The sequence below is a fragment of the Pseudomonas sp. 30_B genome (assembly GCF_017491605.1).
Lineage (GTDB): Bacteria > Pseudomonadota > Gammaproteobacteria > Pseudomonadales > Pseudomonadaceae > Pseudomonas.
The window spans coordinates 76,083-102,014 of sequence record NZ_JAFGYY010000005.1 but is presented as its reverse complement, the minus strand read 5'-3'; the positions used below and the strand labels follow the sequence as shown (position 1 = coordinate 102,014).

Here is a 25,932-nt window from a genome sequence, read left to right as displayed (position 1 = left end):
AGTATGGGGGTCATTGTTGGAGTCGCCTCAGCATTTGAACAAACTCAAGCGTCAGGCGTTTGTTCTCTGGGGACAATTCGCGAAAACACTGGCGTAGCTGGATCACGTCACGTGAGAAGTCGGTGGCATGCACTGGCTCGTTGGTGTTTCGGGTATCCCCTTCCTGCACACCTTCAAGGCTCGCGTAGATTGCAGTCACACTGGTTTCCAGTGCTGACGCAAGCCGTTCCAGTAGCGCCCCTGAAGGGCGGCGCTGGCCTTTTTCGATGCGCGACAGGTTGCTGGTAGCTGTCTCTGCTGCCAGTGCCAGAGCTTCCTGGGTTAGCCCTTTTTCGCGGCGTAGCGCGTAGATGATCTGCCCGATATGCATGGGGCTGAATTGTTTGTCTCTCTTGCCGCTGAGACAAAACCAGTGTGTCAATTTGCCTTTTTATTTTGACATGGTGTCAAATTGATGCGGAGCTGCTATTTCTGGAAGGCTCAGACAGTGTTGCGCTGGTAGGTGTTGCGACACCCTTCCCTTGGAAGGGGTGCATTGCTCAAGGGGAGGCTCGCGCGCGCGCGTGTTGGTCCCGTAACTCCATGTGGAGATGCCCTCAAATGGATGTGTCCAAAAGCGTTGTGTGCGCCGGAGCCCTGTTGCTTGGCCTTACGTGGTCGCTTCAGGCGCCAGCTCAGGTCTTCAAATGCGTTGATTCCGCCACCGGAAAAACCACCTTCTCTGATCGCGGTTGCAACACGAGCGACGACGCATCTGCTGTCAGTATTCGTGCAGCCAATAGCATTGATGGCTCTCAATACCGACAGCACGCAGTAGAGCCTGAGCGGTACCGCACCTCAGTGGACCCCGTTCAGAGTGCGCCTCGCGTTACGGTCGTTGGAGAGAGCAACGATGCTCAGCGCGAGCACACAAGGCGGTGCAAACAGGCCTCAACGTCCTACCCCGGCTCGCGAGGGCTGACAGCTAGTCAGCTTGCTGCTGTGGCTCAGTTGTGTGCAGGAGTATCAGTTGCGCTTCCGGCAGAAAGCCAAGGTGCTTCGGCGTCGGCACCGCCTGCTCCAGCAGGCCCGCCAGTGATGACCAACTGCGATCCTGCCGGTTGCTGGGATAGCAATGGGGTTAGATACAACAAGGGGGCCGGGGAGACGTATTTCCCCTCCAATGGAGGGCCGGCTTGCCAGCGCATAAACGGAAATTTTAGCTGCCCATGAGCGTTCCCGTTAGGGCCTTGGAGTTCCCTCCTGAGGCCCGTCTCTCGCGCGCGTGCGCGTATTGCTCTCGTAATTCCATATGGAGATGCCAACAATGCTCGCGTTTCTGCTGATTCTTGGGATGGCATATGTGGTCGCCTACAGGGTGGGCGCTTATAAGTCCAGCTATAGGCGCGCCGCTGCTGGCTTCACTTTGGCCGTTATGGTTGCCTGGATCTTCGGAAGCATTCTTGTAGCCCAGGGGGCCGCTTTTCTGGATGGATTGCTGGGGCGAATGGATGGGCGTGATACAGATACCAAGCAACTCGTGCTTACTCTTTTTCAGCGTGGCGTGTGGTGGGCAGTGATTGGCGCGGGTGTTGGCACTTTCAGGGCGAGACGCAGAATCCGCCATCAGCAAGACGTACCGGCATCGGTGTTACCGAGGTGGGAGGGGAAAATTGTCCTGGCTGTGATCCTTTTTGGGGCCATGCTCGCAGTGGCGATACCGGAGTACCAGAATTACACTAGGCGTTCTCAAGAGCCGAGGGAGCTCTACCAAGCGCAGCAATCCGCAGCTGAGCAGCCCAGAATCCCCCCCCAAGCATCCGCCCCAAGTGCTGCTCCGCAAGTCTCTACTGACTCCAAACCAGCAGTTGATGCTGCGGTCGATGAGCACCTTAACCGAATCTACGCTGCCCACCCGGATGCAGATGCGATATTTGCCAGCGCGGACTTCAGGGCTTGGATGACGAGGTATCCGGCTTACCAGCGCATCGCGTCAGAGGGAACCACTCAAGAAGTGATTGAGATGTTCACTGCATATAAAAACCAGCGGCAATCCAATCCGTTCGGTGAGCCCAATTACGGAAAGTAGTGGTACAAGAAACGATCAGAGGGCATAGAAATCGCGGAGCGATTCAATAACTCCCCTGAACTATTCGGCTATTACGCCTTTGACCAACTCGTAGATAGTCCCTTGGCCTTCCATTGGTACTCTAAGATCGAGGAAACCAGCTACGCCGAAATCGCGCAGTCCTGCGCCTGTCTGTCCTCCGACTTTGAGGAGTAGGCAAGATAGCCAAGATGGGTGTCCAGCGGTTCCCTCTGGTTGACAAAAGTTAACGTTTTGCACTGCGACTAGTGCTTACTGCGCAATTGCACTTACTCGCCCACCTGATTGCATTCGACTTGACCAAGCATTTGCATCGGATCTGACCATCACACGAGTGGCCATGACCGGCAGAGAACGACCCATAGCGGACATGAGGCAATAGCTGCTGCTTCAATTTTCTACATGTCAGCGGAGACTCGCCTCGAATCTGCGAAGGCGATACGCGCTGGCATACAGCACCGGCAGCACGATCAGAGTCAGCAGCGTGGCGAAGCCTAGGCCGAACATGATCACCACCGACATGCTCTGGAAGAAGGCGTCCAGCAGCAGCGGAGCCAGGCCGAGGATGGTGGTCAGCGCGGTCAGGCAGATCGGCCGCAGGCGCGCGCAGGCAGCGTTCACCAGCGCCTCTCGGGGCGGCTGGCCGCTTTCGGCAAGATTGTCGACTTCCTCCAGCAGCACGATGCCGTTGCGTACCAGCATGCCGGACAGGCTCAGCAGCCCCAGCAGGGCCATGAAGCCGAAGGGGATGCCGGTGAGCAGGAAGCCCAGCGTCACCCCGATCATCGCCAGCGGCACGGTCAGCCAGATCAGCAGCGCCTTGCGCGGGGAGGAGAACATCAGCACGGTGATGATGAACATCGCCAGGAAGGCCATGGGCAGGCTGCCGAGCACGCCGTTGCGGGCGTCGCCGGAGCTTTCCACGTCGCCGCCCCAGGCCAGCTTGTAGCCCGGCGGCAGGGTCAGCGCCTCGATCTGCGGGCGCACCCGATGCAGCAGTTGCGAGGAGGTCTCGCCGCTCTGCGGGGCGACGTCGGCCATCACCGTCAGCGTGCGCTTGCGGTCCTCGCGCAGGATCAGCGGGTCCTCCCAGACGCTGTCGAAACCGCCGACCACCTGCTCGATGGGCAGGTAGCGCTGGCTGACCGGGCTCCACAGCATCAGGTCATTGATCTGCCCGGCGTCCACATCGCGTTCGCGCACGACGATGGGCATCTGCTGGGTGCCGTCGCGATAGATGCCTACACTCAGGCCGCTGAAGCTCATGCGCAGCAGGTTGTCGAGGTCGCGCTTGTCGATGCCCAGCTCACGGCCGCGGGCCTCGTTGAACTGCGGCCTGACCAGCAGCGCGCGGGCTTGCCAGTCGTGGCTGACGCCGGTGGCCACCGGGTCGGCGGCGAGAATGTCGCCCACCTGCGCGCCGAGGCGGCGCAGCTCCTGCGGGTCCGGGCCGGTCAGGCGCACTTCGATGGCGCTGCCGTTGGAGGGGCCGAACATCAGGCGCTTCAGCCCCGTCTGCACCTGCGGGTAGTTCTCGTCGAGGTAATGCTGCAGGCCTGCGATCAGCCCCGGAATCTGCGCGCGGTTCTCGGTACGCACCAGCACCTGGGCGTAGTTGGCATGCTGGCGCTCGGCGCCGTAGGTGAGGATGAAGCGCGGCGCGCCCTGACCGATGCTGGTCACCGTGCGCTCCACGCCAGGGAGGGCGGTGATGTGCCGGTCGATCTCGGCGGCGAGGTCGCGGGCGTGCTCGATGGCGGTGCCTTGGGGCAGCCACAGGTCGACAAAAAACATCGGCGTGTTGGCCGGCGGGAAGAAGTTCTGCCGCACCTGGGAGAAGCCCAGCAACGAGGCGGCCAGCGCCACCGCGAGCACGCCGAGGGTCAGTGCGCGCTGGCGCAGGCAGGCTTCCAGCAGGCCGCGGTAGGCGCGGTACAGCCAGCCCTGGTGCGGCTCGGCGCTGTCGGTCTTCACCGGCATCTTTTCGAAGGCCCAGCGGGCAAACAGCGGCGCCAGGGTCATCGCGGTGATCCAGCTGAGCAGCAGCGACACCAGCAGCACGTCGAACAGCGAGCGGCAGTATTCGCCGGTGGAGTCTGAGGACAGGCCGATGGGGGCGAAGGCCAGCACCGCAATCACCGTGGCGCCGAGCAGGGGCAGGGCAGTGAGGCGGACGATGTGGCGGATCGAGGCGTCGATGCTCTGGCCGCGCAGGCGCCCGACCAGCACGCCCTCGACGACGACGATGGCGTTGTCCACCAGCATGCACAGGGAAATGATCAGCGCGCCGAGGCTGATGCGCTGCAGCTCGATGCCCAGCAGGTACATCAGCAGTAGGCTGCCCAGCACGTTGAGCGCCAGCACCCCGGCGATCACCAGCCCGCTGCGCAGGCCCATGAACACCAGCAGGGTGCCGACGACGATGGCCAGCGCGGTGACGAAGCTGAGCAGGAAGCCGTTGACCGCGCCGTGCACTTCCACGGCCTGGTCATAGAAGGGCGTCAGTTGCATACCGGCCGGGCGTTCGCTTTCCAGCTGGTCAAGACGCAGGTGCACCGCGTCACCGACTTTCACCACGTTCACCTGCGGGGCGAAGGCGATGCCCAGCGCCAGCGCCGGCTTGCCATCGGCACGCCAGAGGTGGCTGGGTGTGTCGGTGAAGCCGCGCCGCACCGTGGCGATGTCGCCCAGGCGGATCAGCTGGGCGCTGCCCGGCGCGCTGACCAGCAGGCGCTCCAGCTCGCCGACCTCGGCGAACTCGCCGGTCGGGTGCAGGCGGATGCTCTCGCTGCCGACCCGCAGGCTGCCCGCGTCGGACACTACATTCTGCCGGTTCAGCAGGTCCGCCAGACGCTGCAGCGGCACGCCCATGGCGTTCATCTTCTCCCGCGAGACCTCCACCTGCACCTGCTCGGCCTGCAGTCCGGAGACCACCACCTTGCTCACGCCCGGCACCAGCACCAGTTCGCGGCGCAGGTAGTCGGCGTAATCGCGCAGTTCCTGGTAGCTGTAGCCGTCGCCGGACAGCGACAGGAGGATGCCATAGACGTCGCCGAAATCATCGTTCACCTGCGGCGGCGAAACGCCTGGCGGCAGGTGCGGGGCGAGGTCGTTAACCTTGCGCCGCAGCTCGTCCCAGATCTGCGGCAGCTCGCCGGCGCGATACTGCGGCTTCACGTTGACGGTGATCTGCGACAGCCCGGCGCTGGAAATCGAGGTGAGCTTATCGACGTAGGCCAACTGCTGGATGGCGTTTTCCAGCGGGTAGGTGACCTCTTCCTCGACCTGTTGCGGCGAGGCGCCGGCATAGCGGGTGGCGACCACGGCGGTCTTCACGGTGAAAGCCGGGTCTTCCAGGCGGCCGATCTCGAGGATCGCGTAGAGGCCGCCTAGGGCCAGCAGGAGGATGACGATCCAGCTGCTGACCTTGTTCTGGATAAAGTGGCCGCTGATATCCATCACAGCCCCCGTTCGCGTTGCCATGGGCGCACGTGCTGGCCTTCGCGAAGCTCGGCGGTGCCGGCGGCGACTATCCGCTCACCCGGCTCCAGCCCGGAGAGAATCTGGATACCTGCGGCGCCCGGCTGGCCGAGCTGCACCGCGCGGCGCTCGACGTGCAGCGCATCGCCAGCACTTTTCACCACCCACACCTGGCTCTCGCCCGGCGCGCCGTCGTCAGCGCTGAACACTGCTTCCACCGGGATGCGCAGGCTGGTCTGGGCGCCGCGGCCGAGCTGGGCGAAGTCCACCTCGACGGTGGCGCTCATGCCCGGCAGCAGGGTGACGTCCTTTGGTCGCTGCAGGGCCAGGGTGACGGTGTAGCTCAGGGTCGCCGGATCGGGGCGGGTGCTGTGCTCCTTGTATTGCGCGGGGAAGTCGTGACCAGGCACGCGGGCCAGGCGCACGATGGGCCGGTGGTCGCTGCGCAGGCTGGCTGCGTCGACCCGCTCCAGCAGGCTTTCCGGCAGCTGGAACTGCACGTCATAGGTATCGGCGGACTGCAGGATGGCCACCGGCTGCTTGGGTTGCAGCATTTGGTGGTTCTGCACCGGTAGTTGGGCGATGACGCCGTCGAATGGCGCGGTCAGGCGAGCATAACCGAGTTCCTGGCGGGCCAGCTTCAGCGCGGCCTCGGCGGAGTCCAACTGGGCCTTGCGCTGGTCTAGTTCGGCGCGCGCCACCAGTTGCCGCTCGTTGAGCGTGGCGACGCGCTGGTACTGGGCGCGGGCCAAGTTGAAGGTGGCTTCGCGGTCACGCAGGCGCAGTCGTAGGTCGGCGTCATCCAGTTCTGCTATGAGCTGGCCGCGCTCCACCCGCTGGCCGGTCTTCACCGCCAGGGTCTTGAGATGCCCAGCGAGACGGAAGGACAGGTCGACTTCATCCGAGGCCACCAGTTGGCCAGGGAACTGACGCACACCCTCGGCGGCCGCGGCGGGCACGCTGTACAGCTTCACCGGGCGCACGCTGTTGACGGGCGCCGAGGGAGTCGGGCCGCAACCGACCTGCAGGCTGGCGAGCAGAAGACAGGCGGGGATTTTCACGGAAGATTCCTCGTCATCGAGTGGGATGCGCCAAGGCTGCGCGCCACCCGTAGGAATTCGCCTGACATGTATCAAGGGCCGCCGGGCGGCCCTAGGAAAGTTCAGCGACGGTACAGGAATCGTTCAGAAATTGAATATAGGAATTGGATCGTCAGATCTTGATTGAGCCGGTGCCGCATGGTTGCCATCAGCTAAAGGCAGCAACTAACCCTGAGTGGACGCTTGAACTGCTGATTGGGACGATGAAGTTTATTTGATCTGGCGAAGTGTTTCGTTCAGGGCGGGTTCAGAAACCATTAGCTGACTACTGATTCATGTCACCCAAGAGCCTCCGGGTGGATTCGACACTATTCGAGTCCTAACTATTCAGGAGGCGGGGAAATGTCTGCATCGCCCAATCAGAAACTCGGACTGGCTGCCCTCACTGCGCTCGTAGTGGGCTCAATGATCGGTGGTGGCATCTTCTCGCTGCCACAAAGCGTCGCCCAAAGCGCCAGCCCTGGCGCGGTGATGATCGGCTGGGTCATCAGCGGCGTCGGCATGTTGATGCTCGCCTTTGTCTTCCAGAGCCTGTCCAAGCGCAAGCCGGAGCTGAATGCTGGCGTCTACGCCTATGCCAAAGCCGGTTTCGGCGATTACGTCGGCTTCAACTCGGCCTGGGGTTACTGGATCAGTTCCATGCTCGGCAATGTCAGCTACTTCGTGCTGATCTTCAGCGCGCTGGGCTACTTCTTCCCGGTGTTTGGCGAGGGCAACACGGTCATAGCCTTCGCATGCTCGTCTCTGCTGTTGTGGAGCCTGCATTTCCTGATCCTGCGCGGCATCAAGCAGGCCGCCTTCATCAACCAGGTCACCACAGTCGCCAAGGTGGTTCCCATCGTGCTGTTCATCCTGGTTGGCCTGGTGGCGTTCGACATGGATCTGTTCACCGCCGACTTCTGGGGCCATGGCTACGTCGATTTCGACAGCGTGATGAGCCAGGTACGCAACATGATGCTGATCACCGTGTGGGTGTTCATCGGCATCGAAGGTGCCAACCTTTATTCCGCTCACGCGAAGAAGCGCTCCGACGTGGGCACCGCCACGGTGCTCGGGTTCATCTCGGTGTTGGCGCTGCTGGTGCTGGTCAATGTGCTGTCGATGGGGCTGATGAACCAAGCGCAACTGGCCGGCTTGCCCAACCCGTCCATGGCTTACGTGCTTGAACACGTGGTTGGCCACTGGGGCGCGGTGCTGATCATCGCAGGGTTGGTCGTCTCACTGTTTGGTGCGCTGCTGGCGTGGATCCTGCTGAGCGCGGAAATCATGTTTGCCGCCGCTTGTGACCATACCCTGCCGAAATTCCTCGCCCGTGAGGATGACAAGGATGTGCCGGTGAACGCGCTGTGGATGAGCAACGTCGCGGTTCAGGCGTTCCTGGTGGTCACTCTGTTTGCCGCCAGCACCTATACCAGTCTGGTGTACTTGGCCGCCTCCATGGCGCTGTTGCCCTACCTGTTTTCCGCAGGCTATGCCGTGCTGCTGTGCCTGCGCGGGGAAAGCTATGAGGGGCTGCTGCGCGAACGCCGCAAGGACCTGGTAATCGGAGCCATCGCCTTGTTCTACAGCCTGTGGCTCGTGTACGCGGGGGGCATGGACCACCTGCTCCTGTCGGCGGTGCTCTACACCCCGGGCGCGGTGCTGTTCGTCATGGCGAAGCGCGAGCGCAGCGAAAGGGTTTTTAGCAGAGCGGAATGGGTGATCTTTGCCATTTTGGTGGCCGCAACCCTGGCCGCCGGCTACGGCCTGTATGCCGGCCAATTGAGCCTCTGAGTTTCCTTTCTCGAGCGCCGGCGCGAGCCTGGCGCGGAGCGCAAAGGCATGTCCTTCGAAATTGTCATTGACCTCTTCGCGGCGCTCTGCTTTGGAGCCCTGATAGGTATGGAGCGCCAGTGGCGCCAGCGTTTCACTGGCGTCGCCACTCACGCTCTGGTCGCGCTCGGCGCAGCTACCTTCGCCACGCTGCCCTTCCTAATGGGCGCGGAGGACCAGGTGGTGCGTATGTCTGCTCAAGTAGTAACCGGCATCGGTTTCCTCGGCGCCGGTGTCATCATGCGCGACGGCCTTAGCGTGCGAGGCCTGAGTACCGCCGCCACGGTCTGGTGCACCGGTGCGGTGGGCGTGCTGGCAGGCGCAGGATTCCTCGCGGCGGCGCTGGTCGCCACCCTGTTGATCGTGTTCTGCAACCTCACCCTGCCCTCGGTGACCCGCTGGATTCAGCGCTATGCCCACCTTGAGCCCAGCAGCGAGCGCTGCTACATGGTGCAGGCCGTCACCGAAGCACATCAAGAAGCGCTGGTGCGCTCTACGCTGCTACGCCGTCTGAGCTCCAACGGACTAGCCCTGCAGAGCCTGGAAAGCCACGCGCGCAAGACCGGCGGCGACGTGGAAGTGGCGGCGCTGGTATTTGCCCCCAGCGACAAGGACAGCCTGCTTGAGTCCCTGGTGGGCGAGCTGGCTCTGGCGCCGTACGTATCGGCAGCCAGTTGGTCGCTCAGCGACGGGCCGCAATGAGCACAGCTGTATGAAATACATGCGCACCGTCTCTCCTCGCGAGCGACCCCGGGAGATGATGCTAGTCGCCGGCTTTCGCCATCTGCCCTGTGCTGTTCATGCGCTACGGCGCCGCTCTCTGGCTGCCGTGGCCTGGGCGAACGTCGGCGTGGCGCCCGCTGGCTGCCAGGGTCTATGAACAGGCCACCTGACCCTTTAGAAAGGGCGTCAATGTCCGCTTCTGGCCGGAAGCTGCCTGATGCGGCAGCCTGCTTCTGGCCGTGGTGACCATGGTTCGTTTGCTAAGGACGAACCATGGTCATCGGTTTCTATCGATCTGAAACGGCCACTGAAGGTCGGATGAGCTTCCTTTACTCGCCGAGTCAGACGGTCTCTTGCAATCTGTGAAAGCCATTCGACGGGCCAGATCTTGATGAACTGGGTTCAATTCCCGCTCGGGCAACGACGCCTACTCGCCTTGAATCGCAAGGATCGACAGAATACTGGCGCCGATGCAGGACAATTGTCAGCAACGCCTCACCGAAGTGGACCTCATCGTGGTCTTATGCGACTCGTAGATTGGGGTGTTGGTGCTGTGCCATGCGGGCAACATTGTGCTAGCCCGAGCGGTGGTTCGGCGGGCGGGGACTTCTTGATCGGTGAAGTTCGGATTCCGAAGTATGGATTGCGTCTGGAAGCGCCTCGGCCATCTTCGATTCGGACTGTCAGACCGTGGCATTTCGCCTGAATCGATAGACCACCAGGCCGACTGCCAGGAGCGGCAACAGGTGGATGAGCCCGCCCATGTAGAACGCGGTGACGAGGCCCACGGCCCAGAGGGTGAGCAGCGTGATGATGAGTGCTTCGAACATTGGGAGCCTCCTGCTTCGTTGCGTTGGTTGTTTGCCTAGCTACAGGTTGCACCTGGCCGGGGAGGGGGTCTGTGCGGCATCGCACCCAGGGCTATTGGCTATCCGCGCCTGGAGGAGGGCGGGCTCGCCGAGCGCCTGATGGCATTGCCCGGTGCCGACCTTACCAAGACTCCTGCCGGCCAACCCTTCGCCTGGGCATAAGTGCGGCAACGCACCGACGCAGCCTGGGAGGGCTGCCATCTTGGGCGGGCCGACGACGGGCAATCGGGTTTGTCGCCGGCTCGATCCCGAGGTCCACATGAACGATCCCATCGACAGCGGCCCGCGTCGGGAAACCACAGAGCCCCTGCCTGCACCCAAGGCATCCGGGGCGCAGAGGGACGATCCGACCCCTGGCGCAACCGCCGGCCAGTCGCCCTTCGACCTGGCTGCCGCGGGCATCGCCAAGCCGCCCCCGCGCCCTGAGGAGTCCAGGCGGCTCACCCAATGGCGGCAGCGTGTCGATGCCGTGAGGCTGGCGTGGAGCAAGGTCGCCGGACGTGCGCGCTTCCCGCGGGTTGGCCAGGTGCGGCAGGCCCTGTGTGCCGTGCAGAAGCGCTATTCCATGACGCGCGAAGAAGCTAGCCGGATGGCGAGCAAACTGTTCCACCGGGACCCGTCCTGAGTTGGCGCGCGTGGCAGTCATGTACCGAGCCTGCGCCACCCTGGACTACCGGATCGGACCTTGCGCGTGCCGACAGGCGCGCAAGCGTAGGGAGCGCAGCTCGTGATTTCGATCTTCCGCCGCAGCCGCTCGCTTCCCCCCTGGGACAGCCTGGCGCCCGTGCGCGAGGAGCTGTTCGGCATCGAACGGCTCGAACAGCACGCGCAGAGCCTGGCCCTTGCCCAGCAGGTAACCGACCGGCCGCCGCGGGTGTTGCCGCTGCATGTGCGCCTGAGCGACAACGCCGCGGTCCTGCTGGCGGCCTACCGGGCCAGCGCCGCGGAACTGGAACACGGCCACGAGGTGGTGCCGGCGGCCGAATGGCTGCTGGATAACTACCACATAGTCGAGGAGCAGATCCGCGAAGTCCGCGATGACCTGCCGCCGGGTTACTACCGGCAATTGCCCAAGCTGGCCGCAGGGCCGTTCGCCGGCTACCCGAGGGTCCTCGGAGTGGCTTGGGCCTTTGTCGCGCATACCGACAGCCACGTCGATCTCGACCAGTTGCGCGTCTTCATCTGCGCCTACCAGCACGTCCAGCCGCTGACCATCGGCGAGCTCTGGGCGGTGGCGATCACCCTGCGCATCGTGCTGTTGGAGAACTTGCGCCGCCTCGCCGAGCAGATCGGCAGCGGCCGCGCCGCTCGCGCCGACGCCGACGCACTTGCCGACAGGCTGCTGGTTCCCGGACAGGCACGCTCCGCTTTGGAGGCCGACATCGCAGCACGCCCGTCGGGCCCGCTGTCCGAGCTGTTCGCGGCGCAACTGGCCAAGCGCCTGCGCGACCAGGACCCGCGCACCACCCCCGCACTCGGCTGGCTGGAGGAGCGCCTCAAAGCCCAGGGCGTGGCGATCGACGAAGTGGTGCAGCACGCGCAGCAACGCCAGGGCGCCTCGAACGTCACGGTGCGCAATGTGATCACCAGCATGCGGCTGATTTCTGCCGTCGACTGGGCGAAGTGGTTCGAAAGCGTCAGTCTGGTGGATGCGCGGCTGCGTGCCGGTAGCGCCTTCGCCAGCATGGATTTTCCCACCCGCAACCTCTACCGCACCGCCATCGAGCAGCTGGCGCGCGGTTCTGCGCTGAGTGAGCTGCAGGTCGTCGAGCGCGTGCTGGATGTCACCCATGTAGCGGCGAGCAGCGCACAGTCCGGGGTCGACGTCTCGCGCTTCAGTGATCCCGGCTACCACCTGATCGCGGAGGGGCGTCCGGCGCTGGAGCGCGTCATCGCCTTCCGCGCGCCGCTGCGCCTGAGCCTGAGCCGCTTCAACGTGCGCCTGGGCATCGGCGGCTACATCGGCGCCATCCTCCTGCTCGGCGCTGTGCTGCTGGCCTCGGTCTACCTGGCCTTGGCGCGGCCGGCGCTGCCCTGGGGCTGGATGCTGGCGTTCCTGCTGTGCCTCTCCGTACCGATCACCGAAGTGGCCACGGCGCTGATCAATCGCCTGGTCACCTGGAGCACGGGCGCCATCACCCTGCCGGCGCTTGAGCTGCTGGACGGCGTCCCGACCGAGCTGCGCACGCTGGTCGCGGTGCCGACCCTGCTGAGCAGCGAGGCGGACCTGCAGGAACAGGTCGAGCGGCTGGAAGTGCACCACCTGGCGGGCATCGGCGGCGACCTGGCCTTCGTCCTGTTGCTCGATGGCGCTGATGCGCCGCAGGAAGTCATGGGCAGCGATGCGCCGCTGCTCGCGCTGGCGGCCGAGGCGATCGAGCGCCTGAACCAGCGCTACGGCCCGGGCCCCGGCGGCCAGCGTTTCTTCCTGCTCTACCGGCAGCGCCGCTTCAATGCCGCCGAGGGCTGCTGGATGGGCTGGGAGCGCAAGCGCGGCAAGCTGCAGGAGCTCAACCGCCTGCTGCGCGGTGCCAGCGACACCAGCTTCGTGGCGGTCGCCGGGCAGCCGCCACGGGTGCCGGCGGACGTGCGCCTGGTCATCACCCTCGACGCCGATACCCGCCTGCCACGGGAGGCGGCCCTGCGCCTGATCGGCAAGATGGCCCACCCGCTGAACCGGCCGCACTTCGACCCGCTGCGTCAGCGCGTGGTCAACGGCCATGCGGTGCTCCAGCCACGGGTGACACCGTCGCTGCCGATGGGCGGCGAGGGTTCGCTATACCTGCGGATATTCTCCGGCCCGGCCGGCATGGACCCCTATGCGGCGGCGGTTTCGGACGTCTACCAGGACCTGTTCGGCGAAGGCTCTTTCACCGGCAAGGGCATCTACGACGTGGATGCCTTCGAGGCCGCGCTGGACGGCCGCGTCGCCGACAATTGCCTGCTCAGCCACGACCTCTTCGAGGGCATCTTCGCCCGCGCCGGGCTGGCCTCGGACGTCGAGGTGGTGGAGGAATCGCCGTCGCGCTTCGACGTCGCGACCAAGCGCACGCACCGCTGGACCCGTGGCGACTGGCAGCTGCTGCCCTGGATGCTCGGGCACTGGGCGGGCCCGCGCGCGGTGCCCCTGGTCGGCCGCTGCAAGATGCTCGACAACCTGCGCCGCTCGCTGATCGCGCCCTTCACCCTGGCCAGTCTGCTGCTGTGCTGGTGGCTGCCGCTGCCCCTGGCGCTGCTCGCCAGCGTACTGGTGCTGGCCACCCTGGCGATCCCGCCGGTGCTGCCGATCCTCTGCGCGCTGCCACCCCCGCAACGCAGCATCCGCCTGCGCAGCCACTTCGCCATGCTCGGCGGCGACTTCTGCCGCGCCGCGCTGCAGGTGCTGATGTCCGTTGCGTTCCTGGCGAACCAGGCGTGGAGCATGGGTGACGCCATCCTTCGCACCCTGTGGCGGCTGTACGTCAGCCACCGGCATCTACTGGAGTGGACCACCGCCGCGCAATCCTCCAGCCGGCCGCTGCCGGGCTGGCTCGGCAGCTACCGGCTGATGGCCGGCGGCACCGCGCTGGCGCTGCTGGCGGGGGTGGCCGGGCTGCTCCTGGCGCCGGCGAACTGGCCGCTGATCCTGCCGCTGACGCTGCTCTGGCTGGGCGCGCCGGTCATCGCCCTGCGCAGCAGCCGGCCCGCGCGGCCGGCCCGCCGGCTGGAGCTCTCGGCGGCGGATGTCGACGCCCTGCGCCTGACGGCCCGGCGCACCTGGCGGTTCTTCGAGACTTTCGTCACCCCGGCGGACAACCTGCTGCCGCCGGACAACTTCCAGGAACAACCCAAGCCGCAGCTGGCGCATCGCACCTCGCCGACCAACATCGGCCTCTACCTGCTCTCGGCGGTGGCCGCGCGGGACTTCGGCTGGGCCGGCGGCGGCGAGACGCTGGAGCGCCTGGAAGGCACCCTGGCGGTGCTGGAAAAACTGCCGCGCAGCCATGGGCACTTCTACAACTGGTACGGCACTCGCGACCTGCGACCGCTGGAGCCGATGTACCTGTCGTCGGTGGACAGCGGCAACCTCGCCGGGCACCTGATCGTGCTCGCCAACGCCTGCGAGCAATGGCGCGACAACCCGCGGGTCGAAGCGGCGCGCCAGGGGCTGCTGGACGACCTGCAACTGGCGCTGGAAATCATCGACGGGCCGGACCTGGTCGGTGGCGAGGCGTTGCGCAAGCTGAAGGCCGAGCTGGAGGAGATCCACGTTGCCCTGAGCGGGCCGCAGGCGCTCGATGCGCTGTTGCCGAGCCTCGGGCGCCTGGCCGAGAAGGCCGCCAGGGCCGCCGCCAGCCTGGTGCCCGCCGACGACCAGGGTACTGCCGGCGACCTGCTGTTCTGGATCGAGGCGCTGCGCAAGGCGTTGGCCGAGCACCACCGCGACCGCCAGCCCGGGCAGGCGCAATGCCTGGCGCAGCGCCTGCAGACGGTGGCCGACACGGCGCGCCGGCTGGCGCTGGAAATGGACTTCGGCTTCCTGCTCAACCAGGAGCGCAAGCTGCTGTCGATCGGCTACAGCCTGGCCGACAACCGCCTGGACCCCAGCTGCTACGACCTGCTGGCCTCCGAGGCGCGCTTGGCCAGCCTGTTCGCCATCGCCAAGGGCGATCTGCCGACCCGCCACTGGTTCCGCCTGGGGCGCACGGCGACTCCGGTGGCCGGCGGCTCGGCGCTGATTTCCTGGTCCGGTTCGATGTTCGAATACCTGATGCCGTCGCTGGTCATGCGCGCGCCGGCCGGCAGCCTGCTGGAGCAGAGCACGCGTCTGGCGGTGGCGCGGCAGGAGGCGTATGGCACCGCGCTCGGCATTCCCTGGGGGATTTCGGAGTCTGCCTATAACGCCCGCGACCTGGAGTTCACCTACCAGTATTCGAACTTCGGCGTGCCCGGGCTCGGCCTCAAGCGCGGGCTGGCCGAGAACGTGGTGATCGCGCCCTATGCCACCGCGCTGGCGACGATGGTCGATCCGCAGGCGGCGCAACGCAATTTCGATCGCCTGGCGCAACTGGGCGCGCTGGGCCGCTACGGCTTCTACGAGGCGCTGGACTTCACCCGCTCGCGCCTGCAGGAAGACGAGCGGATGGCCATCGTGTACAGCTTCATGGCCCACCACCAGGGCATGAGCATCGTCGCCATCGCCAATACCCTGCAGGGCGGGCGCATGCGCTGCCGGCTGCACCGCGAGCCGATGATCCAGGCCAGCGAACTGCTGCTGCAGGAGCGCGTGCCGCGCGATGTGGCGCTGGGGCATCCGCGTGCCGAGGAGGTCAAGGTGGCGGCCAGCGAGGGCGCCGAGGAGGCCTCGACGCTGCGCCGCATCGACGCCACGCGCGGCGGCCCGCCGATCACCCATCTGCTCTCCAACGGCCGCTACGCGCTGATGCTCACCGCCAGCGGCGGCGGCTACAGCCGCTGGGGCGATATCGCCGTGACCCGCTGGCGCGAGGACGCCACCTGCGACGACTGGGGCAGCTTCATTTTCCTGCGCGACATGCAGAGCGGTCAGGCCTGGTCGCCGACCCTGCAGCCCAGCGGTCAGCCGGTGGAGAACGGCGAGGTGCTGTTCGACGAGGACCACGCCGAGTTCATCCAGCGTGACGCCGCGCTTGCGACCAGCCTGGAAGTGCTGGTCTCCGGCGAGGACGACGGCGAGGTGCGGCGGGTGTCGCTAACCAACCATGGACGGCGGGCGCGGGAGATCGAGCTGACCTCCTATGCCGAGGTGGTGCTCGCCACGCCCGCTGCCGACAGCGCCCATCCAGTGTTCTCGCGGATGTTCGTGCAGACCGAATACCTTGCCGAATTCGGCGCCCTGGTCGCCACCCGTCGCCCGCGCTCGCCGGACGAGACGCCGGTGTGGGCGGCGCATTTCACTGTGGTCGAGGGCGAGGTGATCGCCGCGCCGCAGTACGAGTCCGACCGCGCCCGCTTCCTCGGCCGTGGCCGCAGCCTGCGCGAGGCGCACGCGCTGGTCGCCCACCAGCCGCTGGAGAACAGCCAGGGCAGTGTCCTCGACCCGATCTTCTCGCTGCGCCAGCGCGTGCGGGTGGCGCCCGGCAAGGTCGCGCGGGTGGCCTTCTGGACCCTGGTGGCCAGCTCGCGCGAGGCGCTGCTCGACCTGATCGACCAGCACCACGAGCGCAACGCCTTCGAGCGCGCCAAGACCCTGGCCTGGACCCAGGCCCAGGTGCAGCTGCGCGACCTCGGCATCGACCCCGAGGAAGCCGCGGACTTCCAGCGCCTGGCCGCCCCCATCCTGTATGCCGATGCGCGTTTCCGCGCACCGCCCGAGGCCATCCGCCGGGGCGCCGGGCGCCAGTCGGGGTTGTGGCCGCTGGCGATTTCCGGCGACCTGCCGATCGTCCTGCTGCGCATCGACGAGGTCGAGGACCTGGTCCTGGTCCGGCAGCTGCTGCGGGCTTGCGAGTACTGGCGGATGAAGGGCCTGGACGTCGACCTGGTCATCGTCAACGAGCGGTCTTCGTCCTACGTACAGGACCTGCAGGTGGCCATCGAGACTTCGGTGCGCAGTTGCCAGGTGCGTCCGCATGGCCCCGGGCAGTCGCCCTGCGGCGGGGTGCATACGCTGCGCGCCGACCTGATGACCCTGGAGGCGCGCGAGCTGCTGCACGCGGTGGCGCGGGTCAGTCTGCTGGCCCGGCATGGTTCGATCGCCGCCCAGCTCGGCCGGTTGCTGCAGGGGCCGCGTCGCCCGCTGCCGAACCGGCACGCGCAGGCGCTTGCGCCGCTATGGCCGGCGCCGGCCGCCGAGAGCGGCGAGGGCCTGGAGTTCTTCAACGGCCTGGGCGGTTTCGAGCCTGGCGGCGCGCAATACCGGATCAGCCTGGAGGGCGAGCGCAACACCCCGGCGCCCTGGATCAACGTGATCGCCAACCCGCAGTTCGGCTTCCAGGTTTCGGCGCAGGGCAGCGGTTACACCTGGGCCGGCAACAGTCGCGACAACCAGCTCAGCCCCTGGTCCAACGACCCGGTCGTCGACCCGCCCGGCGAGGCCTTCTACATCCGCGACGAAGACAGCCGCGCGCTGTGGAGCCCGACCGCCCAACCGATCCGCGACAGCGGCGTGTACCGCTGCACCCATGGTTTTGGCTACAGCCGCTTCAGCCACGCCGCGCACGGCATCGAGACGGAGCTGCTGCAGTACGTGCCGCTGGACGATCCGCTGAAGATTTCCCGTCTGACCCTGCGCAACGCCTCCGGACGCGCACGCCGCCTCTCGGTCACGGCATACGTGGAGTGGGTCCTGGGAACCTCCAGAGGCGCATCGGCGCCCTTCATCCAGACCGAAGTGGATGCCGACAGCGGCGCGCTGCTGGCGCGCAACCCGTGGAGCATCGCTTTCGCCGAGCCGGTGGCATTCGCCGACCTCGGTGGCCGGCAGAGCACCTGGAGCGCCGATCGCCGCGAGTTCCTCGGCTATACGGGCAGTGTGGCGGCGCCCCAGGCGCTGTCGGCGGGTACGCCCCTGTCCGGGGCTTGCGGCGCCGGCCTCGACCCGTGCGCGGCGCTGCAGTGCGTGGTCGAACTGGCCGCCGGCGAGTCGGTCGAGGTGCTGGCGCTGCTCGGCCAGGCGGTCTCGGCCGATGCGGCGCGGGAGCTGGTGGAGCGATACCGCACGGCCGACCTCGATGCGCTGCTGGCCAGGGTGAAGCAGCACTGGGATACGCTGCTCGGCGCCGTGCAGGTGCGCACGCCGGATCGCGCCATGGACCTGCTGCTCAACGGCTGGCTGCTCTACCAGACCCTGGCCTGCCGCATCTGCGCACGCTCGGCGTTCTACCAGTCCAGCGGCGCCTATGGCTTCCGCGACCAGCTGCAGGATTGCCTGGCGCTGTCCTTCGCCTGTCCCGCCGAGACCCGCCGCCATCTGCTGCGCGTCGCCGGCCGCCAGTTCGTCGAGGGTGACGTGCAGCATTGGTGGCTGCCGCAGACCGGGCAGGGCGTGCGCACGCGAATCTCCGACGACCGCGTCTGGCTGGCCTATGCCTGCGCCAGCTACATCGAGTCGTCGGCGGACGTCGGCGTGCTGGACGAGATCGTGGCGTTCATCGAAGGACCGCAACTTCATCCGGGCGAGAGCGATGCGTTCTTCCAGCCGCTGCCGGCGGAGGCGCGCGCCTCGTTGTTCGAGCACTGCGCCCGAGGCCTCGACCAGAGCCTGGAACTCTCCGGCGTGCACGGCCTGCCGCTGATCGGCAGCGGCGACTGGAACGACGGCATGAACCGCGTCGGCGCCGGCGGGCAGGGTGAAAGCGTCTGGCTCGGCTGGCTGCTGCTGCACACCCTGGAGCGCTTCGCGCCCCTGGCCGACGGCCGCGACGACACGCGCGCCACGCACTGGCGGGCCCGCGCCGAGGCGCTGCGCCAGGCCTTGGAACGGAGCGCCTGGGACGGCCAGTGGTATCGCCGAGCGACCTTCGACGACGGCAGCTGGCTCGGCTCGGCGGCCAGCGAGGAGTGCCGGATCGACGCCATCGCGCAATCCTGGTCGGTGCTCTCCGGCGGCGCCGAACCGGTGCGCGCGGCCATCGCCATGGACTCGCTGGAGCACTGGCTGATCCGTCGCGAAGAGGGCGGCCTGGCGCTGCTGTTCACCCCGCCCTTCGAGCACACGCCGCATGACCCGGGCTACATCAAGGGCTACCCGCCGGGCATGCGCGAGAACGGCGGGCAATACAGCCACGCGGCGATGTGGAGCATCCTCGCGCTGACCCGACTGGGCGAAGGCGACAAGGCTGCCGCGCTGTTCTCCCTGCTCAACCCGGTCAACCATGCGCGCACGCCGGAAGAGGTGCAGCGCTACAAGGTCGAGCCCTATGTGATCGCCGCCGACGTCTACTCGGTCGCGCCGCACGTCGGTCGTGGCGGCTGGACCTGGTACACCGGCTCGGCCGGGTGGATGTACCGGGCCGGCGTGGAAGGCATCCTCGGCCTACGCCGGGCGGGCGCGGACCTGCTGATCGACCCCTGCATCCCGCGCGACTGGCCGGGCTTCGAGGTCAGCCTGAGGCTGGGCGAGAGTCGCTACGAGATCGTCCTGGTGTCCGCCGGGCAGCGCTGCCGGGGGCTGCAGCGGGCGCTGCTCGACGACGCGCCGCTGGCCTGCGACGAAGGCACGGTGAGCGTCCGCCTGCAGGCTGGCGAGCACCGTCTACAGCTGTTCCTTTGACTGCGTGGGTTCGAGGCGAGCGGCCTGGTTGGTTTCTTCAAGTGCCTGGCCGTTGCCCTTGGCCCGTTCGTGCGCCGGCCTGGCACCGGCATAGACTACGCCGGGTTGTGCCGCCAGAGACACGGCGACGGCGGCGGCGGGGTTCATGCTGTCGACCATCGAACTGGGAATCAGGATGGTGGTGCCGCGTTCCTTGGTGGTCTCGTAGATGATGTTCATCGCCCGCAGTTGCAGGGCCGAGGGTTGGCTGGCGTAGACCTTGGCCGCCTCGACGAATCGCCCGGCGATTTCCGCCTCCGCCGAGCCGAGGATGATCCGCGCCTGCTTCTCGCGTTCGGCCTGGGCCTGGCGCGACATGGCGTCCTGCAACGCCACCGGGATGGCCACGTCGCGGATTTCAACCGAGCTGACCGTCACGCCCCATTCCAGGGTCTTTTCGCCGATCTCTCGGCACAGCTGCTGGTCGGAGGCGCGGCGGTCGGAGAGCAGCGCGGCGAGCATCGACGAGCCGATCATTTCGCGCAGCGAGGTTTGCGCCACGCGGTCGATGGCCTGGCGATAGTCGGTGATCGCCAGGGCGGCTTTCTGCGCGTCGTGTACGTGCCAGAAGATGATGGCGTCGACGTTCACCGGCACGGTGTCGCGGGTCAGCGCCTGCTCGGCGTTGAAGGCCGTGGTCTGGATGCGTTCGTCGATCACGGCGACCACGTTGTCCAGCACCGGGACGATCGCGAACAGCCCCGGTCCCCGCACGCCTTGCAGCTTCCCGGCGCGCAGGACGACGAATTTCTGCCAGGTGTTGGCCATCTTCAGGGTCTGCGAAACCACCGCCGCACAGAGCAGCAGGACGATGCCCCAGGCCAGCAGGCCGGCATAGATGAGCAGGGCGCCGACGGCGCTGAGCACGGCGACGATGAAGGCAGTGATGGGGTTCATGGAGGACCTCCGGCGGTGGATGGACTTCGCTTCGTCCTTCACGCTGCGCGCTGGGGCTTCGCTCGTCTGTGCGCTACGCCACCCTCAGCGACGGGGCGGCGCGTACAGGTCCTGCCGGGTCAGCGGCAGTATCTGGAGGGGGCCGTCGGCACGCCGGCTGGCGAGGATCTGGTAGACGCCGATGCCGCCGGCCTCGAACTCCAGCGCGCTGGCCGCCATGTACAGGCGCCAGGTGCGGTAGATCGGTTCGGTGACATATTGCAGCGCCTGCGCGTGATGCGCTTCCAGGCGCGCGACCCAGTGTCTGAGGGTCAGCCCGTAGTGGCGGCGCAAGGCCTCCAGGTCATGGATCTCGAAGTCCGCGCGCTCCATGGCGCGCTGGATGTTGGCGATGCTGTCCAACTGGCCGTCGGGGAATATGTAGCGATTGATGAAGCGGGTCCCGGTGGTGGTCTTCCAGCCCTCGCTGACGTTGGTGATGCCGTGGTTGAGGAACAGCCCGCCGGGCTTGAGCAGGCGCTGCACGCTGGTGAAGTACAGCGGCAGGTTGGCCAGCCCGACGTGCTCGAACATGCCGATGCTGGCGATCTTGTCGTAGCGCGCCGCGCCTTCGAGGTCGCGGTAGTCGCACAGCTCCACCGTCACCCGGTCTTCCAGGCCGGCCTGGGCAATGCGTTCGCGGGCCACTTCCAGCTGCTTGCGGCTGAGGGTAATGCCGTGGGCCTGCACGCCGTGGTGCCTGGCCGCGTGGATGACCAGCGCGCCCCAGCCGCAGCCGATGTCCAGCAGTCGCTCGCCCGGTTGCAGCCGCAACTTGCGGCAGATGTGTTCGAGCTTGGCGCGCTGGGCCAGCTCCAGGCTGTCGCCGGGCTGCTCGAAGTAGGCGCAGGAATAGACCATCTGCGCGTCCAGCCAGAGGCCGTAGAAGGCGTTGGACACGTCGTAGTGGAAGGCGATGGCGGCGCGGTTTTCCTGTTTCGTGTGGCGCTTCACCGGCTGGCGGTAGTGGCGCAGGGTCTCGGTAGCGCCGGCGTTCGGCAGCAGCAAGGCGCCCAGGACCGCGCGCAGGCGCTGGTGCCAGGACAGGCGGCTGTCCTGCAGTTGGTCCTTCATGCCGATGGCGGCGAAGAGGTCGCCTTCGACGTCGATGTCGCCGCGGAAGTAGGCCTCGACCAGGCGCAGCGGATCGCGCCCCAGCACCGGCGCCTGGACCGCCGCCGGATTGCGGCAGACCAGGGTGAAGCGCGGTGCTTCGGCGTCGCCGAAGTGCAGTTCGCTGCCTTCCCACAGGCGGATGGCGAAGTCGCCGGCGGTGTGCCGCAGCAGGCCTTGCAGTAGCCGGGTGGTGGCTTCGACGGCCGCCGAACGGGGCGGCGTGATGCTGGCCGCGCGCGGCAGGGGAGCCACCGTCGGCTTGCCGCGTACCGGCTCCGGCCGGGCGCTGCCCAGCAGCTGGTCCCAGACCCCGCTGGTCACGCCGTAGTGCCCGGGTTGCGCCAGGGCGCCGTGATGCAACGCGTGATAACGCCGCCGCTGCGACAGCCAGCGGTTTTCCGAGCCGTGCCAGTGGTGCAGGGCGTGATGGGTGATCGAGTAGAACAGGTAGCCGACGAGCAGGCCGAGGGTGAGCGCCCCGGCGCGCCAGATGTCGAGCAGCGCCAGGGCCGGCAGGAACACCAGCACCACGATCAGCGGCGCGCTGAGCGTTGCGGGGATGCCGATCAGCGCGGTGGGGCGCCGGTGATGTTCCCGGTGCCAGTCGCGGAACGGCTGCAGGCCATGCAGAACGAAGCGGTGCAGCAGGTATTCGAGCAGCGTCCAGCCGAGCAGGCCGAAGAGCGCGAGGAGCAGGCTCTGCAGGCGCAGGGCGGGCGGGCAGAGGCTGGCCAGCAGGGTCGCCAGGGCCAGGCTGAGGGTGCCGTAGAGAACGAAGTCGGCGAGATAGGCTGCCTTGCTGTGCTCCAGCTTGAATGGATTCATGCTGTTCCTCGTCGGGTGAAGGCTCGGTCTGCCTTAGCTTCCGCGCCGGGGCGCCGGCGGTCTGTCTGCTAACACACGTAGGGCGGAGGACATCGCTCGCGATGCCGACTCCGGAGGACTAAGTGCGTCGGCGCACCGACGCGCCAGCGCACGCCTGCCACTGTCGCACTCCCGATGCCTCGCAGTTTCGCGATGCCCCGGATGCAGACAGAGGTCAGCATGAACGGAACCGACACTTACGACACCGACCGCGGCTCGCCCAGGGCGATCCACCCGACCGGTCAATTCCGCAGGCTGCAGCTCGCATCCTGCATCGCCCTGGCCATGGTATTTGGCAGCACGGCCTTCGCCGAGGGGCCGAGCCCGCAGAATGTGCTCGACGCGCGGCAGGAATCGCAGATCGCCACGACCTACTCGCTGAGCCCGTACCTGCGCAACAACGATCTCCAGGTCTCGGTCCTGGACGGCAAGGCCACGCTGCGCGGCACCGTGGAGGAAAGCACCAGCAAGGACCTGGCCACGCAGATCGCCATGGGCGTGAAGGGCATCAAGCAGGTCGACAACCAGATCCTGGTCAAGGCCGACTATGTGCCCCAGCAACAGGAGGGCCGTGGCTTCGGGCAGGCGATGGACGACGCCAGCATCACCACCGCGGTCAAGTCCAAGCTGCTGTGGAGCAAGTACACCGAAGGGCTGTCGACCAACGTTGATACCACCGACGGCAAGGTGACCTTGCGCGGCACCGCCACGACTGACGACGCGCGCAAGGCTGCCGGTCGCCTGGCCTCGACCACCCAGGGCGTCACCGGGGTGGACAACGGCATCCGGGTCAAGACTGAGCCACCCGTTACCGCGCCGCCCACCGGCAAGGCGACGGCGCAGGCCGCCGGGCAGGGCATCTCCGATGGCTGGATCACCACCAAGGTGAAATCGACCTTGCTCTACTCGCGCAACGTCAGCAGTTCGGACATCGCCGTGAGCACCCGCAACGGCATCGTCACGCTCAGCGGCGTGCTGGGCAGCCGTGCCGAGCGCAACCTGGCCATCGAGCTGGCGTCGAACGTCCGTGGCGTCAATCAGGTGCAGGCGCAGGGACTCAAGTACTGATTCCCGCCAACCCCGGCGCCGCCTTCCCGCGGTGCCGGCCAGTTTCCGTTGCCCGGAGTACCCATGAAAAAATCCGTCGAAACCACCGCCAAGCCGCCTGCGCCGATACCCGATGCCGGCAGCGAACAGACGCCCTCCTGGGAGTACGGCTCGCCTGCCGAACGCTACTCCTTCCATGATCGCGGCAAGCGGCCGGTGCCGCCCGTGCCAGCGAAGGGGCGCGCCGTCGAGCCGACGCCGCCCGACGAGGACGAGGACTCCGAAAGCCCCGCCCCATGATTCGCTCCGGCGCTGCGTCCAGCGTTCGATGACGCACAGACGCGCGTGGCACGGTTGCGCAAACTGGGCTCGTCGAAAGAGACGGGCGCACTACAGGAGACACTCCAAATGCTTGAGACAATCGTGGTTCTGTTGATCGTTCTGTGGGCGCTCGGGTTGGCGACGTCGTACACCCTGGGCGGACTCATTCACATCCTGCTGGTCGTGGCATTGATCGTCCTGGCGTTCCGCATCCTGCAGGGTCGGCGGCTCTGACCCGGCTGGCGCCGGTGATCGAGCAACGCGGAAGGGCCCGTAGCGGGGCCATCCGCACTCCCCGCGAGGCAATGCCGTCATGTGGTTCACGGGCCTGCTCCATCCCTCAGTGTGGCAGCTCATCGCCGCAACGCTGGCGATGACCCACCTCACCACCCTCAGCGTCACGCTCTACCTGCACCGCCATTCGGCGCACCGCTCGCTGGAACTGCATGCCGTGCTCAAGCACCTGTTCCGCTTCTGGCTGTGGCTGAGCACCGGGATGCTCACCCGCGAGTGGACCGCCATTCACCGCAAGCACCACGCCCGCTGCGAAAGCGCCGACGACCCGCACAGCCCGCGCTACAAGGGCCTGGCTGTGGTGCTGTGGCAGGGCGCGGAGCTGTACCGCGCCGAGGCGAAGAACCCCGATACCCTGCGCCTGTACGGCAAGCACTGCCCCGACGACTGGCTGGAGCGGCATGTCTACACGCGCTTCCCCAATGGCGGAGTGACCCTACTGGCGCTGTTCGACCTGGCCCTGTTCGGCGTCCTCGGACTGACCGTGTGGGCGGTGCAGATGATGTGGATCGCCTTCTGGGCCGCCGGCGTGGTCAACGGCCTTGGCCATGCCGTCGGCTACCGCAACTTCGAGTGCCGCGACGCCGCGACCAACCTGGTGCCCTGGGGCCTGGTTGTTGCCGGGGAAGAGCTGCACAACAACCATCACACCTATCCCAATTCGGCCAAGCTATCGGTGAAGCCCTGGGAATTCGACCTGGGCTGGGCCTGGATCCGCCTGTTCTGCTGCCTGGGCCTGGCCCGCGCGGTGCGGGTCGCACCGGTCGCCTACCAAGTGCAGGGCAAGCGCAGCCTGGATGCGGAGACCGCCATGGCGATCTTCAACGATCGCTTCCAGGTCATGGCGCAGTACCGCAAGCGGGTGATCGCGCCGCTGGTGGCGGACGAGCTGGCCAGGGCCGATGCATCGCTGCGCCGCCTGATACGCCGTGCGCCACGGCTGCTGGGACGAGAACCCAGCCTGCTCGACGAGCACCAGCAGGCGGTGATCAGCGCGACCCTGGCGGTGAGCCAGGTACTTGGCGTCGCCTACGAGCAGCGCCTGGCGCTGCAGCGGATCTGGGCCCGGGCTGGCGGGCCGGGCGTGGCCGAAGCCATCGTGCAATGGGTGGGCGAAGCGGAGTCCAGCCCGCTCGAGGCGTTGCGTGAGTTCGCCGCATTACTGCGCACCTACTCCTTGCGCTGCCCGTCGGAGCTGGCGACAGGTCGGTAGGGCACGTAGGGCAGCAGGCGGTCGGTCTCTTTCTTCACCACCGCGTAGCACTCGCAGCTCAGTTCTTCCAGCCTAGCCCGGTCGAGTACGGTAATGCGGCCACGGCTGTACTCGATCACCCCCAGCTTCTGCAGCTTGCCGGCCGCCTCGGTAACGCCTTCGCGGCGCACGCCGAGCATGTTGGCGATCAGCTCCTGGGTCATGGTCAGCTGGTTGCTCGGCAGGCGGTCGAGGGACAGCAGCAGCCAGCGGCAGAGCTGCTGGTCGATCGAGTGGTGGCGGTTGCACACGGCGGTCTGGGACATCTGGGTGATCAATGCCTGGGTGTAGCGCAGCATCAGCTGGAGCATCTCGCCGTGGCGGTTGAACTCGTCCTTGATCCGCTGCCCGGACAGCCGGAAGACGCTGCCGGCGCTCTGCACGATGGCGCGGCTCGGGGTGCTCTCGCCGCCCATGAACACCGCGACGCCGATCAGGCCCTCGTTGCCGACTACGGAGATTTCCGCCGAGGCGCCGTTTTCCATCACGTACAGCAGGGAGATGATCGCGTCGGTAGGGAAGTACACATGGCGCATGGCGTCGCCGGACTCGTACAGCGCCTTGCCCAGCGGCAGCCGCAGCAGTTCCAGGTGAGGGAACAGGCGCTCCTGCACGTCGGGCGGCAGCGCCGCCAGCAAGTGGTTCTGCCGGGGGGAGGGGGTCTCGGGCATGGTGGCGTCCTGGGTCGGGTGGAAGGCCTGTCCTCCAGTAGTCAGCATATACCCGGCGCGGTGCTTGGCCAGTTCCCCATGGGTACGTTG

General features: G+C 66.7%; 17 protein-coding genes. 10 read left to right on the top strand and 7 right to left on the bottom strand.

The window, feature by feature from the left end; all coding sequences use genetic code 11:
* Window positions 1-10: 10 nt before the first annotated feature.
* Entirely contained in the window at window positions 11-370 is a 360-nt protein-coding gene (locus tag J5M67_RS06940; protein WP_207884586.1) for a helix-turn-helix domain-containing protein, read from the bottom strand.
* A gap of 212 nt (window positions 371-582) precedes the next feature.
* On the opposite strand from J5M67_RS06940, the gene J5M67_RS29915 reads away from it, so the two are divergent.
* Both J5M67_RS29915 and J5M67_RS06930 read left to right on the top strand, forming a co-directional pair.
* Entirely contained in the window at window positions 583-1,212 is a 630-nt protein-coding gene (locus J5M67_RS29915) for a DUF4124 domain-containing protein (RefSeq protein WP_368735925.1), read from the top strand.
* A 94-nt stretch (window positions 1,213-1,306) separates the two neighbouring features.
* On the top strand, window positions 1,307-2,068 hold the full coding sequence (locus J5M67_RS06930) for a hypothetical protein (protein ID WP_207884584.1): 762 nt from the start codon (window positions 1,307-1,309) through the stop codon (window positions 2,066-2,068).
* A 423-nt stretch (window positions 2,069-2,491) separates the two neighbouring features.
* On the opposite strand, the gene J5M67_RS06925 is transcribed toward J5M67_RS06930, so the two are convergent.
* Both J5M67_RS06925 and J5M67_RS06920 read right to left on the bottom strand, forming a co-directional pair.
* Window positions 2,492-5,545 carry an efflux RND transporter permease subunit gene (locus J5M67_RS06925; RefSeq protein WP_207884583.1) on the bottom strand — a complete coding sequence of 1,018 codons (3,054 nt, stop codon included), beginning with the start codon at window positions 5,543-5,545 and terminating at the stop codon, window positions 2,492-2,494.
* Window positions 5,545-6,627 (bottom strand): efflux RND transporter periplasmic adaptor subunit, encoded by a 1,083-nt coding sequence (locus J5M67_RS06920; protein ID WP_207884582.1) that lies wholly within the window; start codon window positions 6,625-6,627, stop codon window positions 5,545-5,547. Before J5M67_RS06920 ends, J5M67_RS06925 begins: the two co-directional genes overlap by 1 nt.
* Before the next feature lie 381 nt (window positions 6,628-7,008).
* On the opposite strand from J5M67_RS06920, the gene arcD reads away from it, so the two are divergent.
* Together arcD and J5M67_RS06910 are read left to right on the top strand one after the other, a co-directional pair.
* A complete protein-coding gene (arcD, locus tag J5M67_RS06915) occupies window positions 7,009-8,439 on the top strand; it encodes an arginine-ornithine antiporter (protein ID WP_207884581.1) in 1,431 nt (476 codons plus the stop codon).
* A gap of 48 nt (window positions 8,440-8,487) precedes the next feature.
* Window positions 8,488-9,180 carry an MgtC/SapB family protein gene (locus tag J5M67_RS06910; protein ID WP_207884580.1) on the top strand — a complete coding sequence of 231 codons (693 nt, stop codon included), beginning with the start codon at window positions 8,488-8,490 and terminating at the stop codon, window positions 9,178-9,180.
* Between the two features lie 704 nt (window positions 9,181-9,884).
* Here the strand turns inward: J5M67_RS06910 and J5M67_RS06905 are convergent.
* A complete protein-coding gene (locus J5M67_RS06905; protein ID WP_207884579.1) occupies window positions 9,885-10,031 on the bottom strand; it encodes a lmo0937 family membrane protein in 147 nt (48 codons plus the stop codon).
* 298 nt (window positions 10,032-10,329) lie between these two features.
* Here J5M67_RS06905 and J5M67_RS06900 point away from each other — a divergent pair, with 298 nt between their 5' ends.
* Complete coding sequence (locus J5M67_RS06900; protein ID WP_207884578.1) at window positions 10,330-10,695, top strand: hypothetical protein; 366 nt, start codon at window positions 10,330-10,332, stop codon at window positions 10,693-10,695.
* 102 nt (window positions 10,696-10,797) lie between these two features.
* Window positions 10,798-19,302 (top strand): glucoamylase family protein, encoded by an 8,505-nt coding sequence (locus J5M67_RS06895; RefSeq protein ID WP_207884577.1) that lies wholly within the window; start codon window positions 10,798-10,800, stop codon window positions 19,300-19,302.
* Here J5M67_RS06895 and J5M67_RS06890 read toward each other — a convergent pair.
* A complete protein-coding gene (locus J5M67_RS06890; RefSeq protein ID WP_207884576.1) occupies window positions 19,285-20,238 on the bottom strand; it encodes a slipin family protein in 954 nt (317 codons plus the stop codon). The two genes, J5M67_RS06895 and J5M67_RS06890, sit on opposite strands and share 18 nt — an antisense overlap.
* A gap of 84 nt (window positions 20,239-20,322) precedes the next feature.
* Window positions 20,323-22,218, bottom strand: a complete 1,896-nt coding sequence (locus J5M67_RS06885; RefSeq protein WP_207884575.1) for a class I SAM-dependent methyltransferase — start codon at window positions 22,216-22,218, stop codon at window positions 20,323-20,325.
* 219 nt (window positions 22,219-22,437) lie between these two features.
* Between J5M67_RS06885 and J5M67_RS06880 the strand changes: the two genes are divergently transcribed.
* The 4 genes from J5M67_RS06880 to J5M67_RS06865 all read left to right on the top strand — a co-directional run bounded on the left by J5M67_RS06880 (window position 22,438) and on the right by J5M67_RS06865 (window position 25,132).
* Window positions 22,438-23,325 (top strand): BON domain-containing protein, encoded by an 888-nt coding sequence (locus J5M67_RS06880; protein ID WP_207884574.1) that lies wholly within the window; start codon window positions 22,438-22,440, stop codon window positions 23,323-23,325.
* Between the two features lie 63 nt (window positions 23,326-23,388).
* Entirely contained in the window at window positions 23,389-23,604 is a 216-nt protein-coding gene (locus tag J5M67_RS06875; protein WP_207884573.1) for a hypothetical protein, read from the top strand.
* Between the two features lie 108 nt (window positions 23,605-23,712).
* A complete protein-coding gene (locus tag J5M67_RS06870) occupies window positions 23,713-23,859 on the top strand; it encodes a lmo0937 family membrane protein (protein WP_207884572.1) in 147 nt (48 codons plus the stop codon).
* Window positions 23,860-23,938: 79 nt separating this feature from the next.
* Entirely contained in the window at window positions 23,939-25,132 is a 1,194-nt protein-coding gene (locus J5M67_RS06865; RefSeq protein WP_207884571.1) for a fatty acid desaturase, read from the top strand.
* On the opposite strand, the gene J5M67_RS06860 is transcribed toward J5M67_RS06865, so the two are convergent.
* A complete protein-coding gene (locus tag J5M67_RS06860) occupies window positions 25,090-25,842 on the bottom strand; it encodes a Crp/Fnr family transcriptional regulator (protein ID WP_207884738.1) in 753 nt (250 codons plus the stop codon). The genes J5M67_RS06865 and J5M67_RS06860 overlap by 43 nt on opposite strands.
* Window positions 25,843-25,932: the final 90 nt, after the last annotated feature.